The organism is Streptomyces sp. NPDC047880 (assembly GCF_040706515.1).
GTDB lineage: Bacteria > Actinomycetota > Actinomycetes > Streptomycetales > Streptomycetaceae > Streptomyces.
The window spans coordinates 515,696-528,945 of the sequence record NZ_JBEZOK010000001.1 but is presented as its reverse complement, the minus strand read 5'-3'; the positions used below and the strand labels follow the sequence as shown (position 1 = coordinate 528,945).

The 13,250-nt window shown below is 70.9% G+C and carries 15 protein-coding genes and 1 pseudogene; 8 read left to right on the top strand and 8 right to left on the bottom strand.

The genetic code is table 11. The annotated features are described in order from the left end of the window. Positions 1-5 precede the first annotated feature (5 nt). The 3 genes from AB0937_RS02600 to AB0937_RS02590 are packed head-to-tail and all read right to left on the bottom strand — an operon-like array spanning position 6 to position 4,505. Positions 6-1,955, bottom strand: coding sequence for a substrate-binding domain-containing protein (locus AB0937_RS02600; protein ID WP_366709106.1), 1,950 nt, complete (start codon positions 1,953-1,955; stop codon positions 6-8). After that, on the bottom strand, positions 1,945-3,489 hold the full coding sequence (locus AB0937_RS02595) for a sugar ABC transporter ATP-binding protein (protein WP_366709105.1): 1,545 nt from the start codon (positions 3,487-3,489) through the stop codon (positions 1,945-1,947). Before AB0937_RS02595 ends, AB0937_RS02600 begins: the two co-directional genes overlap by 11 nt. After that, a complete protein-coding gene (locus AB0937_RS02590) occupies positions 3,486-4,505 on the bottom strand; it encodes a LacI family DNA-binding transcriptional regulator (RefSeq protein WP_366709104.1) in 1,020 nt (339 codons plus the stop codon). The genes AB0937_RS02595 and AB0937_RS02590 overlap by 4 nt, the downstream gene beginning before the upstream one ends. Positions 4,506-4,725: 220 nt before the next feature. On the opposite strand from AB0937_RS02590, the gene AB0937_RS02585 reads away from it, so the two are divergent. Further along, positions 4,726-5,094 (top strand): hypothetical protein, encoded by a 369-nt coding sequence (locus tag AB0937_RS02585; protein ID WP_366709103.1) that lies wholly within the window; start codon positions 4,726-4,728, stop codon positions 5,092-5,094. A gap of 86 nt (positions 5,095-5,180) precedes the next feature. After that, positions 5,181-5,828: a dihydrofolate reductase family protein gene (locus AB0937_RS02580; RefSeq protein ID WP_366709102.1), complete on the top strand. Its 648-nt coding sequence runs from the start codon at positions 5,181-5,183 to the stop codon at positions 5,826-5,828. A gap of 7 nt (positions 5,829-5,835) precedes the next feature. Here the strand turns inward: AB0937_RS02580 and AB0937_RS02575 are convergent, their stop codons facing one another. Then, the gene (locus tag AB0937_RS02575) at positions 5,836-6,636 is read right to left on the bottom strand and encodes an MBL fold metallo-hydrolase (RefSeq protein ID WP_366709101.1); all 801 of its coding nucleotides are present in this window, start codon (positions 6,634-6,636) and stop codon (positions 5,836-5,838) included. An 86-nt stretch (positions 6,637-6,722) separates the two neighbouring features. Between AB0937_RS02575 and AB0937_RS02570 the strand changes: the two genes are divergently transcribed. Continuing rightward, positions 6,723-7,316 (top strand): ABATE domain-containing protein, encoded by a 594-nt coding sequence (locus tag AB0937_RS02570; protein ID WP_366709100.1) that lies wholly within the window; start codon positions 6,723-6,725, stop codon positions 7,314-7,316. A gap of 11 nt (positions 7,317-7,327) precedes the next feature. Here the strand turns inward: AB0937_RS02570 and AB0937_RS02565 are convergent, their stop codons facing one another. Next, positions 7,328-7,636 (bottom strand): hypothetical protein, encoded by a 309-nt coding sequence (locus tag AB0937_RS02565; protein ID WP_366709099.1) that lies wholly within the window; start codon positions 7,634-7,636, stop codon positions 7,328-7,330. A 329-nt stretch (positions 7,637-7,965) separates the two neighbouring features. Between AB0937_RS02565 and AB0937_RS02560 the strand changes: the two genes are divergently transcribed. Next, positions 7,966-8,790 carry a helix-turn-helix transcriptional regulator gene (locus tag AB0937_RS02560; protein ID WP_366709331.1) on the top strand — a complete coding sequence of 275 codons (825 nt, stop codon included), beginning with the start codon at positions 7,966-7,968 and terminating at the stop codon, positions 8,788-8,790. Then, entirely contained in the window at positions 8,777-8,977 is a 201-nt protein-coding gene (locus AB0937_RS02555) for a DUF397 domain-containing protein (protein WP_366709098.1), read from the top strand. Before AB0937_RS02560 ends, AB0937_RS02555 begins: the two co-directional genes overlap by 14 nt. Here the strand turns inward: AB0937_RS02555 and AB0937_RS02550 are convergent. Further along, a complete protein-coding gene (locus tag AB0937_RS02550; protein WP_366709097.1) occupies positions 8,974-9,369 on the bottom strand; it encodes a MerR family transcriptional regulator in 396 nt (131 codons plus the stop codon). The two genes, AB0937_RS02555 and AB0937_RS02550, sit on opposite strands and share 4 nt — an antisense overlap. A gap of 50 nt (positions 9,370-9,419) precedes the next feature. Here AB0937_RS02550 and AB0937_RS02545 point away from each other — a divergent pair, with 50 nt between their 5' ends. Continuing rightward, positions 9,420-10,304, top strand: coding sequence for an NAD(P)-binding domain-containing protein (locus AB0937_RS02545; RefSeq protein WP_366709096.1), 885 nt, complete (start codon positions 9,420-9,422; stop codon positions 10,302-10,304). Between the two features lie 158 nt (positions 10,305-10,462). Continuing rightward, positions 10,463-10,615 (top strand): annotated as a pseudogene (locus AB0937_RS02540) (MFS transporter); the annotation flags it as partial. A gap of 4 nt (positions 10,616-10,619) precedes the next feature. Here AB0937_RS02540 and AB0937_RS02535 read toward each other — a convergent pair. Together AB0937_RS02535 and AB0937_RS02530 are read right to left on the bottom strand one after the other, a co-directional pair. Next, positions 10,620-11,426 (bottom strand): sugar phosphate isomerase/epimerase family protein, encoded by an 807-nt coding sequence (locus tag AB0937_RS02535; RefSeq protein WP_366709095.1) that lies wholly within the window; start codon positions 11,424-11,426, stop codon positions 10,620-10,622. 11 nt (positions 11,427-11,437) lie between these two features. Then, positions 11,438-12,403, bottom strand: coding sequence for a bifunctional helix-turn-helix transcriptional regulator/GNAT family N-acetyltransferase (locus tag AB0937_RS02530; protein ID WP_366709094.1), 966 nt, complete (start codon positions 12,401-12,403; stop codon positions 11,438-11,440). A gap of 247 nt (positions 12,404-12,650) precedes the next feature. Between AB0937_RS02530 and AB0937_RS02525 the strand changes: the two genes are divergently transcribed. After that, positions 12,651-13,223 carry a dihydrofolate reductase family protein gene (locus AB0937_RS02525; protein WP_366709093.1) on the top strand — a complete coding sequence of 191 codons (573 nt, stop codon included), beginning with the start codon at positions 12,651-12,653 and terminating at the stop codon, positions 13,221-13,223. Positions 13,224-13,250: the final 27 nt, after the last annotated feature.

Below are 13,250 nucleotides of genomic sequence, written 5' to 3'. Positions count from 1 at the left end.
CGATGTCAGCCGCTGAAGCCGGCCACGTTCTCCTTCGTGACCACCTTCACCGGCACCTTCACCGTCTCCCGGACCTTCTTGCCCTGGAGCGCCTTCAGGGCGTTGTCCACGGCGATCTTCCCCAACTGGGAGGGCTGCTGCGCCACCGACGCGTACAGCGTGCCGCCCTCGACCGCCTTCAGTCCGTCAGGCGTGCCGTCGAAGCCCACGACCGAGACCGACTTGCCGGCCTTGGAGCCCAGCGCCTTGATCGCGCCGAGGGCCATCTCGTCGTTGGCCGCGATGACGCCCTGGACGTCCGGGTGGGCCTGGAGCAGGTTCGACATGACGTCGAGGCCCTTGGTGCGGTCGAAGTCGGCCGGCTGCTGGGCGACGACCTGGATGCCCGGGTAGGCCTTGAGGCCGTTCGCGAAGCCCTGCGCCCGCTCCCGGGCCGCGGAGGTACCCGCCTGGCCCTGGAGGATCACGATCTTGCCCTTGCCGCCCAGCTTGCCGGCGATGGACTTCGCCGCGAGCTCACCGCCGGCGACGTTGTCGGAGGCGACCAGGGTGTCCACCGCCGCCTTGTTGACGGTCCGGTCGACGGCGATGACCGGGATGCCGGCCTTGTCGGCGGCCTTCACGGAGTTGCTCGCCGCGTCCGAGTCCACCGGGTTGACGATGATCGCGCCCAGGTTGGAACTGGTGAAGTTCTGCAGCTGGTTGGCCTGCTGGGAGGCGTCGTTCTGGGCGTCGGTGACGGTCAGGTCGACGCCCAGCCTCTTCGCCTCGGCCTGGGCGCCGGACCGGATCTGCACGAAGAAGGGGTTGTTGAGGGTGGAGAGCGACAGGCCCATCTTCGGCCTGTCCGAGGCGGAGGAGCCGTTGTGCAGGAAGGACGTGGCGCCGACGATCGCAACGGTGACGACGGCCGCGAGCCCGTACGTCGCCGCCTGCTTGCCCTTGGGGCCGCCGGCACCGGCCGCCACCGGCGTCGCCCCCGCCTTGCGCCGCAGCGTGTCGAACAGCACCGCCAGCGCGATGACCACACCGATGACGACCTGCTGCCAGAACGCCGAGACGTTCAGCAGGTTCAGCCCGTTGCGCAGCACCGCCAGGATCAGCGCGCCGACCAGCGTCCCGGAGGCCTTGCCCGTACCGCCCGCGAGGGAGGCGCCGCCGATGACGACGGCGGCGATCGCGTCCAGTTCGTAGCCGTCGGCGGCCTGGGGGTGCGCGGAGGAGAGCCGGGCGGCGAGCACGACACCGGCGACGGCGGCGAAGACGCCCGAGAAGGCGTAGATGGCGAGCTTCTGCCGCTTCACGCGCAGGCCGGACAGCCGAGCGGCCTCCTCGTTGCCGCCGATGGCGTACATGGAGCGGCCGATGTAGGTCCGGCCGAGCACGAGGGCCGCGATCAGGCCCATGACGACCATCACCAGGACCGGCACCGGCAGCCAGCCGCCGAGCGTGTCGCCGAGGTGGGAGACGGAGCCGGGGAGGGCGATCGGGGAGCCCTCGGAGATGACGAGGGACAGGCCGCGGGCCACGGACAGCATGGCCAGCGTGGCGATGAACGGCGGCAGCTTGCCGAAGGAGATCAGGATGCCGTTGACCAGGCCGCAGACGATGCCCGTGGCTATGGCGAGCAGCACGGCGAGGAGGACGGGCACGCCCGCCGAGGTGGCGCTCCAGGCGAGGACCGTGGCGGACAGCGCGGCGACCGAGCCGACCGACAGGTCGATGCCCGCGGAGACGATCACGAAGGTCACGCCGAAGGCGAGGATGGCCGTCACGGCTGCCTGGACGCCGACGTTGAGGAGGTTGTCCGTCGTCAGGAAGTCGCCGGACAGCGCCGACATCGCGATGACGAGGACGATGAGCGCGGTCAGCGCCCCGTTGTCGAGCAGGAGGCGGCGCAGGCCCCCGGAGGCGCCACCCGCGCCCGTCGTGCTCGTGAGCGTGTCAGTGGCCACGGGAGGCCTCCGTTCCGGTCGTGGTCGTGGTCGTGTTCGGGATCGTGGGAGTGCTGACGGCGAGGGCCATCACGGCGTCCTGGGTCGCCTCGTCGGCGGCGAGTTCACCGGCGATCCGGCCCTGGGCCATCACCAGCACCCGGTCGCTCATGCCGAGCACCTCAGGAAGGTCGCTGGAGATCATCAGGACGGCCGCGCCGGCGGCGGTGAGTTCGTTGATCAGCTGGTAGATCTCGACCTTGGCGCCGACGTCGATGCCGCGGGTCGGTTCGTCGAGGATCAGCACCTTGGTGTCCGCGAGCAGCCACTTGCCGATGACGACCTTCTGCTGGTTGCCGCCGGAGAGCGTGCGCACGTGCTGGCCGAGGCCGGCCATCCGCACGCCGAGCTGCTTCGCGATCCGCTCGGCGTCCTCGCGCCGGCCCTTGAGGTCGACGAAGCCCGCGCGCGTGCCCGACCGCAGGGTCACCAGGCCGAGGTTCTCCTCGACCGAGGCGTCCAGCACCAGGCCCTGGCCCTTGCGGTCCTCGGGAATGAGCCCGATGCCCGCGGTCATGGCCGCGTTGACGTCGGACTTGGCGACCGGGGCGCCGGAGACCTTCACGGTGCCCTTGTCGTAGGAGTCGGCTCCGAAGACCGCCCGTACGACCTCGGTGCGGCCGGCACCGACCAGACCGGCGATGCCGACGACCTCACCGGCGTGCACCTCGAAGCCGACGTCGTGGAAGACGCCGTCCCGGGTGAGTCCCTCGACGGACAGCAACGCGGCACCGCGTTCGGGGCGTTCGCGCGGGTACTGCTGCTCGATGGAGCGGCCGACCATGAGCCGGACGAGCTCGTCCTCGGGGGTGGAGGCGGGGACCTGCCCGACGCTCTTCCCGTCGCGGATGACGGTCACCCGGTCGCCGAGGGCGGCGATCTCCTCCAGGTGGTGGGTGATGAAGACGATCCCGACGCCGTCCTCGCGCAGCGTGCGCACGATCGCGAAGAGCGTGCCGACCTCCTCGGAGGTGAGCACGGCGGTCGGCTCGTCCATGATCAGCACGCGGGCGTCGAGGCTGAGCGCCTTGGCGATCTCGACCATCTGCAGGCGTGCGATGCCGAGTTCCCGGACCCGGGCCCGGGGCGACACGTCCACGCCGACCCGCTTCAGCAGGACCTCGGCGTCGGCCTCCATCCTCTTCCGGTCGATCATCCCGAACCGGCGTGGCTGGCGCCCCAGGAAGATGTTCTCGGCGACGGTCAGATCCGGTACCAGGTTGAACTCCTGGTAGATCGTGGCGATGCCGAGCCGCTCGGAGTCCTGCGCACCCTGGATGCGGGTCTCCTCGCCGCCGACCAGGATCCGCCCGGCGTCGGGGGTGTAGGCGCCGGAGAGCATCTTGATGAGGGTGCTCTTGCCTGCGCCGTTCTCACCGAGCAGCACGTGCACCTCGCCCCGGCGCAGATCGAAGTCGACGCCGTCCAGCGCGACCACGCCCGGGAAGGTCTTCCGTATGCCCTCGATGCGCAGCAACTCGTCCGCGTTGCTCACGTCGTGCTCCTTTGCACTGGGGTGGGGTTCTCGCCGCACGAGCGGCGTACGACGAGCCGGGCAGGGAGGGTGACGGACTCGCCGGGCCGCCCCTCGATGCGGTCGACCAGGGCCCGTACGGCGGCCCGGCCCAGCTCGCCCGTGGGCTGGGCGATCGCGGTGATCGGCGGATCGGTGTGCACGAACCACCGGATGTCGTCGAACGCGGCCAGCGCGAGGTCGTCCGGGACGCGCAGGCCACGCGCGCGTACGGCGTCCAGCGCGCCGAGCGCCATCAGGTTGTCGGCGGCGAAGACGACCTCGGGCGGCTCGGGCAGGTCGAGGAACCCCTCGGTGACCAGCCGGCCGCTCTCGGCCTGGAAGTCGCCCTGCCCTATGTAGGCGTCGGGCAGTTCGAGACCGTGGGCGCCGAGCGCCTCCCGGAAGGCCTCGACGCGCTCCTGGCCGGTCGTGGTGGCCGCCGGGCCCGCGATGATGGCGAGCCGGCGGTGCCCGAGCCCGTGCAGGTGCGCCACGAGGTCCCGAACGGCGGCCCGTCCGTCCGCCCGCACCACCGGTACGTCCACGCCCGGGATCCACCGGTCGACGAACACCATGGGCGTCCCGGCTCGCGCGGCGTCCAGCATCAACGGCGAGCCGCCGTCCGTGGGTGAGACGAGCAGGCCGTCGATGCGGCGGTCCAGGAGGGTGCGTACGTGGTGGTCCTGGAGGTCGGGCCGCTCGTCGGCGTTGCCGATGATGACGCTGTAGCCGAGGGCGCGGGCCTCCTCCTCGACGGAGCGGGCCAGCTCGGTGAAGTAGGGGTTCAGCACGTCGCTGATGACCAGGCCGAGGGTGCGGGTCTGGTCGGTGCGCAGGGAGCGGGCGACGGCGTTCGGGCGGTAGCCCAGGGTCTCGACGGCGGCCAGCACGCGGGTGCGTGCGTCGGCGCTGACCGACGGGTGGTCGTTCAGGACGCGCGAGACCGTCGCGACGGAGACGCCGGCCTCGGCAGCGACGTCCTTGATGCTGGCCACCGCCGCTCCACCTCCTTGTGGATCAGTCGTGGGAGCACCGCGTGGATGCCCGTGGAATCGATTACATCGACGGATGGATGGAATCGATTACACGCTGGTAAATCAAGACCCCGCCGACACGTCGCAACCGGATCGTGATGTCGCGGGGGACTCCCCCGCGGTTCAGGGTGGAAGGACGAGGTCCGTTTCCACGGCGAGTTCCACGGCGAGCGGAGGAGCCATGACGGCAGCGACTCGCGACGACGTCCCCGTCGCGCTCGGAGGCGACGGCGTAGAGGTACGCACCATGCCGATCGGCGACGGCATGTCGATCAGCTACATCACCCTGCCCCAGGGCGCGGACATGGCCCCGGCCCTCAAAGGGCTGCCCGACGACGCGTGCCAGTGCCCGCAACACTGGGGCTATCTGCTGAAGGGCCGGATCCGGATGCGGGCGGCCTCCGGCGAGGAGGAGTACGAGGCGGGGCAGGCGTACTACTGGGGCCCCGGCCATGTGCCGCTCGCGCCGGCGGACACCGAGCTGGTGGAGTTCTCCCCGGACGCGGACTTCCGGCACGTGATCGACCACGTGGTGGCGCAGGCCGGGTGAGCCGGGTTTTCTGATGCGCCGGGCCCGGACCGATGAGTTTCGACGGCCCGGGCGGTCTTCCTCGTATCGACCACAGGAGGAGCGACGTGTCCCAGTTGCTGCGCGTACAGAACTTCAATGTCTCGAGTGACGGTTTCGGTGCCGGTGAGCACCAGAGCCTGGAGCGGCCCTTCGGCCATGCCGATCCCGGCACGATGTTCGCCTGGGCCGGCGCGACGGCGAGCTGGCCCAACCGCACCGACCCGGGCGGGAGCCGCGGCCTGGACGACTACCTGGTGCGCGACTTCCACCACAACATCGGCGCCGAGATCATGGGCCGCAACAAGTTCAGCCCGCAGCGCGGCCCGTGGCAGGACCACGAGTGGCAGGGCTGGTGGGGTGACGAACCCCCGTTCCACACCCCGGTGTTCGTGATGACCCACCACGAGCGCCCTTCGTTCACCCTCTCCGACACGACATTCCACTTCGTCGGCGGGGATCCGGCCGAGGTCCTCGCCCAGGCGCGCAAGGCGGCCGGGGGCAAGGACGTCCGGCTCGGCGGCGGGGCGGCCACCGTCCGGGAGTTCCTGGACGCCGACCTGGTGGACACGCTGCACGTGGCGGTCTCGCCCGGCGTGGTGCTCGGGTCCGGCTCACGGCTGTGGGAGTCCCCCGGGGAACTGTTCGACCGCTTCCACTGCGATGTGGTGCCGAGCCCGAGCGGGGTGGTGCATCACCTGTTCTGGCGGAAGTGACGGCAGGTCAGGCGCCCTTGCCCCAGTCCAGGCGGTCGGCGAGCCCGGCGGCGGTGAACGCGGCCGCCAGCTCGTCGCCCCCTTCGGTGAAGTGCGCCCAGCTGTCGTAGTGGACGGGGACCACCCGACGGGCACCGAGGATCCGCGCGGCCTCGGCGGCCATCGCGCTGTCCAGGACGATGACCTGGTTGTCGAAGAGGACGGGGAAGCGGGGAGCGCCCGCGAAGAGGACGGCGGTGTCGACGGGGCCGAAGCGGCCGGCGATCTCGCCGACCGCCTCCAGTGAGGCGTTGTCACCGCTGACGTAGACGGTGGGCAGGCCCTCGCCGGTCAGGACGAAGCCGACGACCTGGCCGGTGTACGGCTCGACCTGCTCGCGCGGGCCGGGGCCGTGCAGGGCGGGGACGGCGGTCACGGTGACCGTGCCGCCGCCCGGGCGGTCCAGGGCGACGGACTCCCAGTCGGCGAGGCCCCGGACCCGCTCCCCCAGGCTCTCGCGCAGCCGCTCGCCGCCGCCGGACGTGGTCAGGGTCAGGGGTACGTCGGCGAGCAGGGCCCGGCCGGAGGTGTCGAGGTTGTCGGGGTGCTCGTCATGGGAGAGCAGGACCACGTCGATGGGCCCGAGGTCGCCGGGGGCGGAGGCGGACGGCGCGGTCTTGGTCAGCTGCGGGCGGCCGGGCCGGCCGTAGTCGCCGGGGGCGTCGAAGGTCGGGTCGGTCAGGAAGCGCAGGCCGCCGTACTCGAAGAACGCGGTCGGGCCGCCGAGGACGCGGACGGGGAAGTCGGTCGTCGCAGGAAGGGCAGACATGCAGCACCTCACGGATAGAAGTAATCGAACCGTGAGATGACCGTAGCCGCTTCTCACGGATACAGGCAAGCCGTACCATGAGAGTTATGGAGGAGCCCGTGACCGAACAACCCGCCCCGCCGCCCGCACAGGGCGAGGAGGAGCACCCCTCCCTGGCCCTCGCCAACAGCGCCGTCGCTCTCCCCGGCGGACGCACGCTCGATCTCGTCGGCACCCCTGCGCGGGCGAACCACTGGCTGACCGAGCGCGGCCTCGCCCCCGTCGACGCCGGCATGCGGGAGATGTGCGCGGCCCAACTGCGGTCACTGCGTGAGCAGATCAGGTCCCTGTTCGCCGCCCGTGTCGACGGCGTGCCCGCCCTGCCCGCAGCCGTGAGCGCCGTCAACGACGCGATGACCAGGGTCCCGACGGCACCGCTGCTGCGGTGGGACGACAAGACGGGCCCCTACCGCACCGCCCCCCACCCCACGACCGCGATCGTCGACCTCGCCCTGGCGACCCTCGCCGCCGACGCGGCCGACCTGCTCACCTCACCGGAGGCCGAGCGCCTGACCGCCTGCGGGTCCCCGCCCTGCAATCGCTTCCTGCTCCGCCACGGCCGCCGCCACTGGTGCTCCACCCGCTGCGGCGACCGCGCCCGCGCGGCCCGGGCGTACGCCCGCCGCACCGATGCGCGCTGACTCCGCCTCGGTCATGGCGGAGGCCTGCGGGTGAGCCGTGCCCCTCTGCTCTCCGCGACCCTTTTGACGTCCCGCAGGGACTCGCTGAGCCGCCGGGCCAGGTAGTGCAGTTCCGCGCTGGTCACCCGGGGTTCCGCGAGGAGTTCGGCGGCATGCCCGAGCAGACGGCCCGCCATGTCGATCTGCACGTCCTCGATCGCGTCGGCGAGCCGTGAGACGTAGCCGGTTCCGTCGCCCACGAGGTAGCACGGCCTGCCGTCGATACCGGTCCACGGCAACAGCCGCCCGGACACCGCGTGGTCGCGCGCCCCGCCGGTCATGCGCTCGCCTCCGTCATCAGGTAGGGCCGCACCAGCCGGTTGTCCTCTCCCCGGAGCGGACGCTCGCCGGGGCGACAGCAGGCCGCCTGGCATGTGTACGGGCTCGGGGATGGTGCCGCCGACCGACGTCGCCTCCCCCGGGGAGGGAAGAGGAAGCGGAGGAACGGCTCCAGGAGCCGGGTCATGAGGTCTACCACGTCTGTCTGCCTGCCTTCTCACCTGCGGTGACTGCGTTCTGTGGTGAATCACTCACAGGGTGGGGTCGACGCTCGCTACGCTGCCAGGGGGTGGAGCTTGACATCGCGCTTGTCAAGAAGGGGAGTTGGCTGATGGACGAGCGTCGCATGCTTCGAACGCCGCGTCAGAAGTACGGGGAGGAGATGCGGCTGAGGCGGACCGCCGCTCGCCTCACCCAGGAGGAACTGGGCGAACAGGTGGTGTGCTCGCCCACGCTGATCAGTCATTTCGAGGCGGGCAGACGCCTCCCCAAGCCGGATGACGCGCAGCGGATCGACCGGGCACTGGGGACGGACGGGTTCTTCGCGCGGTGGCTGGAGGACCTGGAGAACAAGTACGACCCCCGTTTCGCTGCCACCGCCGAACTGGAGCAACAGGCAACGCTGATCCAGCAGTTCGCGCTCGCATTGGTCCCCGGCCTGCTTCAGACACCCGACTACGCCCGGGCCGTGTTCGCGGCTTACCGCCCCACCACTACAGACCAGGAACTTGACAGGCAAGTTGTCATTCGAACAGAGCGTGCCCGCATCCTTGACGGGCCGTCGGCTCCGGTCATCTGGACGCTTCTCGACGAGGCCGTGCTGCGACGCGCTGTGGGTGGCTCGCAGGTCATGGCGGAACAACTGCGCAAGATCGCGGACTTGGCCGGGTCGCGACGTATCCGGCTGCACGTCCTTCCGTACCGCGTCGGTGCGCATCCGCTCATGGAGAGCCTGCTCACCCTGATGAGCTTCGAGGATTCCGCCCCGGTGGCATATGTCGACGCGTTCGAGACAGGACGCCTGATGGACGATCCGGCGCTGGTGAGGGCATGCCAGACCGCCTACGCTCTGGCCCTGAGCGACGCGTTGTCGCAGCAGGAGTCACTGGCCCTCGTCAGATCGGCAGCAGAGGATCACGCGCATGATCAGCAGTGAGTACACCGGGTGGTTCAAGTCCAGCTACAGCGGCGGTAGTCAAGCTGAGTGCCTCGAAGTCGCCCCCGGCCACCCCGACGTCCCCGTGCGGGACAGCAAGGCCACGCACGGCCCCGCACTGGTCTTCTCGCGGAGCGGCTGGGCGGCGTTCGTCACCGCCGTCAAGGACGGGCAAATCCGTGGCTAGGCAGGCTGCGTGAGACCCAGGGGCGGATAGCTCTCGCCGCCCGCGCGTTCGGCCGCCTCGATGTAGTCGGCCAGGGCCTCGCGGGACTGGGCGAGTCGTTCCATCTGGTCGTCCAGGCGGCGCAGGCGGGACCGCATGGCGGCCAGGAGTTCGGGGCAGCCGAGCAGTTCCGGGGCCTCCCCGGTCGCACAGGGCAGCAGGTACGCGATGTCCTCCGAGGACAGACCGGCGCCGAGCAGGTGGCGGATCTGCTTCACCCGCAGCAGGGCGCTCTCGTCGTACTCGCGGTAGCCGTTCGCCCCGCGGGCCGGCTCCAGCAGGCCCTGGGACTCGTAGTAGCGCAGCTGATGGGCGTTGACGCCCGTCCGCCGGCTCAGTTCCCCGATCCGCATCGACAACCTCGCTTGACCTTCACACCGGTATCAACGTTGACGATGCTGCCATGGACGAAATCACCCCAACACCCGTGACAGTCATCGGACTCGGCCTGATGGGCCAGGCACTCGCCGGGGCGTTCCTGAAGGCCGGGCACCCCACGACCGTGTGGAACCGTACGCCCGGCAAGGCCGACCGGCTGGTGGCCGAGGGCGCGCGATCAGCGCAGACCGTCGGCGAGGCGGTCGCGGCTGGTTCCCTGACGGTCGTCTGTGTCACCGACTACCGAGCCGTGCGCGAGGCAATCGGCGCGAGCGATGTCGAGCTGGACGGCACGACGCTGATCAACCTGACCTCGGGCGACTCGGGCCAGGCGCGGGAAACCGCCCGGTGGGCGGAAGCGCGAGGTGCCCGCTATCTGGACGGCGCCGTCATGGCCATCCCGTCGACCATCGGTACCTCTGACGCGGTGATCCTGCAGAGCGGGGCGCGCTCGGACTTCGACGCACACGAGTCGGCACTCGGCGCACTCGGCACCGTGACCTACCTCGGTGCGGACCACGGTCTGGCGTCGCTGTACGACGCGGCCGGCCTGGCCATGATGTGGAGCGTGCTGAACGCCTGGCTTCAGGGCACGGCCCTGCTCAGGACGGCGGGGGTCGACGCCGGGACGTATGCGCCGTTCGCGCGGCACATCGCCGCCGGTGTCGCCGAATGGCTACCGGGGTACGCCGAGCAGATCGACAGGGGTTCGTTCCCGGCCGAGGTGTCGGCGCTGGAGACCGACGCGCGGGCGATGGCGCATCTGATCGAGGAGAGCGAGGCGGTGGGGGTCAACGCCGAGCTGCCGAGGCTGATCAAGGCGATGGCCGATCGTGCGATCGCCGCCGGGCACGGCAAGGAGCAGTACCCGGTGCTGATCGAGGAGTTCGGCAAGCCCGGCGCCCGCTGACCGATCCCGGGCGTCGGTTCCTCACCGGCCGGAATGCGACATCACCCTTGACCGGCACGGGTGCCGTCGCAGACCTGCCAGCCGCCCACGGCGACGCCTGCTGGAGTGAGGGGGACGCGCTGTCACCCACAGGACGGATCGCCATGCCGGCACCCACCACCGCCTCTTTCCAGGCGACCATCTCGACCGGCGCACTCCTCGGGGGCGTCGTGCTGGACCGCACCTCGCCGTCCGCGGTCATGCTGCTCTGCGGGTGCACCGCGCTGCTCGTGGTCCTGGCCCTCGGGGCCACCCGCTCCCCAGAGGGCTGACGCCTCACGCCGAGTCGTTCAGCAGCCTGCTCAGGTGCTCGCTCCCCGGCCCCAGCAGGTCGGGCAGCGGCGCCGCGTCCTCGTACCAGCGCTTCTCGTACTCCCAGCACAGCCAGCCGTCCCAGCCGTGGCGGGAGAGGACCTCGACGCACTCGGCCAGGGGCAGCACGCCCGCGCCGAGCGGCAGGGGGGTGGTGTCCTCGGCGGAGGCGATGTCCTTGACCTGGACGTAGCCGAGGTGGGGGGAGAGCGCCGCGTAGGTCTCGGAGGGCTGTTCGCCGCCGAGCCAGGTGTGCATCACGTCCCACAGGGCGCCGACCTGGCGGTGGCCGACGAGGCCGAGGACGCGCATCGCGTCGGCGGCGGTGCGGTGCGAGTCGTGGGTTTCGAGGAGGATGCGCACGCCCAGGTCGCCCGCGTGCTCGGCGGCCGTGCCCAGGCGGCGGGCGGCCGTCGCGTCCGCCTCCTCGGGGCTCTGGACGTCGAGGTCGCCGCCGGGGAAGACCCGGACGTACGGGGCTCCCAGGTCGTGGGCCAGGTCGACGAGGGCGCGGATCTCGGCCAGGACGGGCTCGTCGTCGTCGCCCGGCGCGGCGACCCGTGCGTAGCCCGCCAGGCACAGGAGCTCTACGCCCGCTCCCTTGAACTCGGCCGCGACGTCCGCCCGTTCGGCGGGGCCGAGGCCGGTGTGGACCGGTTCCTCAGGGTGGGTGCGCAGCTCCACGCCGTGATAGCCGTGGGCGGTCGCGAGCCGCAGGACGTCGGGCAGGGGCAGGCCGGGGACACCGAGGGTGGAGAACGCCAGCTTCATGTGGACGGACCCTACCCGGCACCCCCGCCTGCGACTCCCCTCCGTCCCCCTTGTGTTGCGTCAAGATCCAGCCGCCAGTCCTGGCCGGTCAGGTCCTGGCCGAAGGAGTGGTGCGGTTTCTCCGCGACCAGCACGAAACCGTGGCGCCGGTAGATGCGGCGGGCCGCGGCGAGGATGTCGTTGGTCCACAGGACGACCTCGCGGTAGCCGGCCTGGCGCGCGAAATCGACGACCGCCCCCACCAGGCGGTCGCCGATGCCGAGGCCGCGCGCGTCCGGCTCGACGAGCAGGAGCCGCAGCCGGGCGGCGCCGGGCGCGTCGTCCCGTACGCACATCACGCACCCGACCGGCCGGCCGTCCAGCTCGGCGATCCAGGTCCGCTCCCGGCGCGGGTCGTGGTCCTCGCCGTAGTCGGCGACGATCCTCGCGACCAGCGCCTCGTAGTCGGCGTCGAAGCCGTACTCGGCCGCGTACAGCGCGGCGTTGCGCTGCACGATCCAGCCGAGGTCGCCGGGGGCGGGTTCACGCAACACGACGTCCTCGGGGCGCGGGGCCCGGCCGTCGCCCAGGATCGTCCGGACGGTCCCCAGGGCCTGCGCCAGCCGCGGCCGGTCCTCGGCCGGGACGGTGTCCAGCATCGCGCCGACCGACTGCCGCGCCCGCTCGTCGAGCAGCGCGGCGGTTTCTCTGCCGGACTGGGTGAGCGTGATGCGGCGGCGGCGCGGGTCCGTCTCGGACGGTCCGCGCTCGACGAGGCCGTCCTCCTCGAACTTGTTCAGGATGCGGGTCAGGTACCCGGCGTCCAGGTGCAGCTGGGCCCGCAGGTCGGCGGCGTCCGTACGGGGCGCGTGGGCCAGCTCGTAGAGCACGCGGGACTCGGTGAGGGTGTAGGGGGCGTAGAGCCGGCGGCCGTAGTCGAGGGCGCCGATGACGTTGGTGTAGAAGCGGTTGAAGGAGCGGATGTCCTGGACGGTCATGGCGTCGGCCCCCGATGTTTGACTCAGTCAGAGATACCCTGGGTCGAGCTTAGACGTCCGGGCCCCCTGGAGCCAGGCGCGGGACGCACCGGACGGCCGGAGCGGCGGACGGGACGGTGAAGGCCGATGAGTTTTCCCGCGTTCTCCAGTCAGAAGGGGTGTTCGTGCGTCGCGGCAGCGTGTGTTGTGGAAGCGTGCAGCGACGGATTCCGCCGAGAAACCGACGAGAGATACCGAGGAACCTCCCATGCGTACTCTGATCAGCACCGCTTTCATCTCGCTCGACGGCGTCGTGGAGGCCCCGGGCGGTGAGCCCGGTTACCGGAACTCCGGCTGGACCTTCAAGCACACCGAGTTCCTTCCCGAGGCGTTCGAGATCAAGGGGCGGGAGCAGAAGGAGGCCACGGCGATGATGATGGGCCGCACCAGCTATGAGGCGTTCAGTCAGGTGTGGCCGGACATGGAGGATTTCGCCGACTACAAGGTGATGCCGAAGTACGTCGTCTCCACCAGCCTCGCCGAGGAGAACCTGGTGTCGAACTGGGGGGAGACGACGATCCTGCGCTCGCTCGACGAGGTCGCCGCCCTGAAGGAGACCGAGGGCGGCCCGATCATCGTCCACGGCAGCGCGTCCCTCAATCAGGCCCTCTCGGACGCCGGGCTGATCGACCGCTACCACCTGCTCGTCTTTCCGCTCCTGCTCGGGGCGGGCAAGCGGCTGTTCAGCGCCACGGACAAGGACGCCCAGAAGCTGCGGCTCGTCGAGCACGAGGCCTACGCCAACGGGCTCCAGAAGAACGTCTTCGACGTCGTCCGCTGACGAGGGCCGCCCGACGGCGCCGAACCG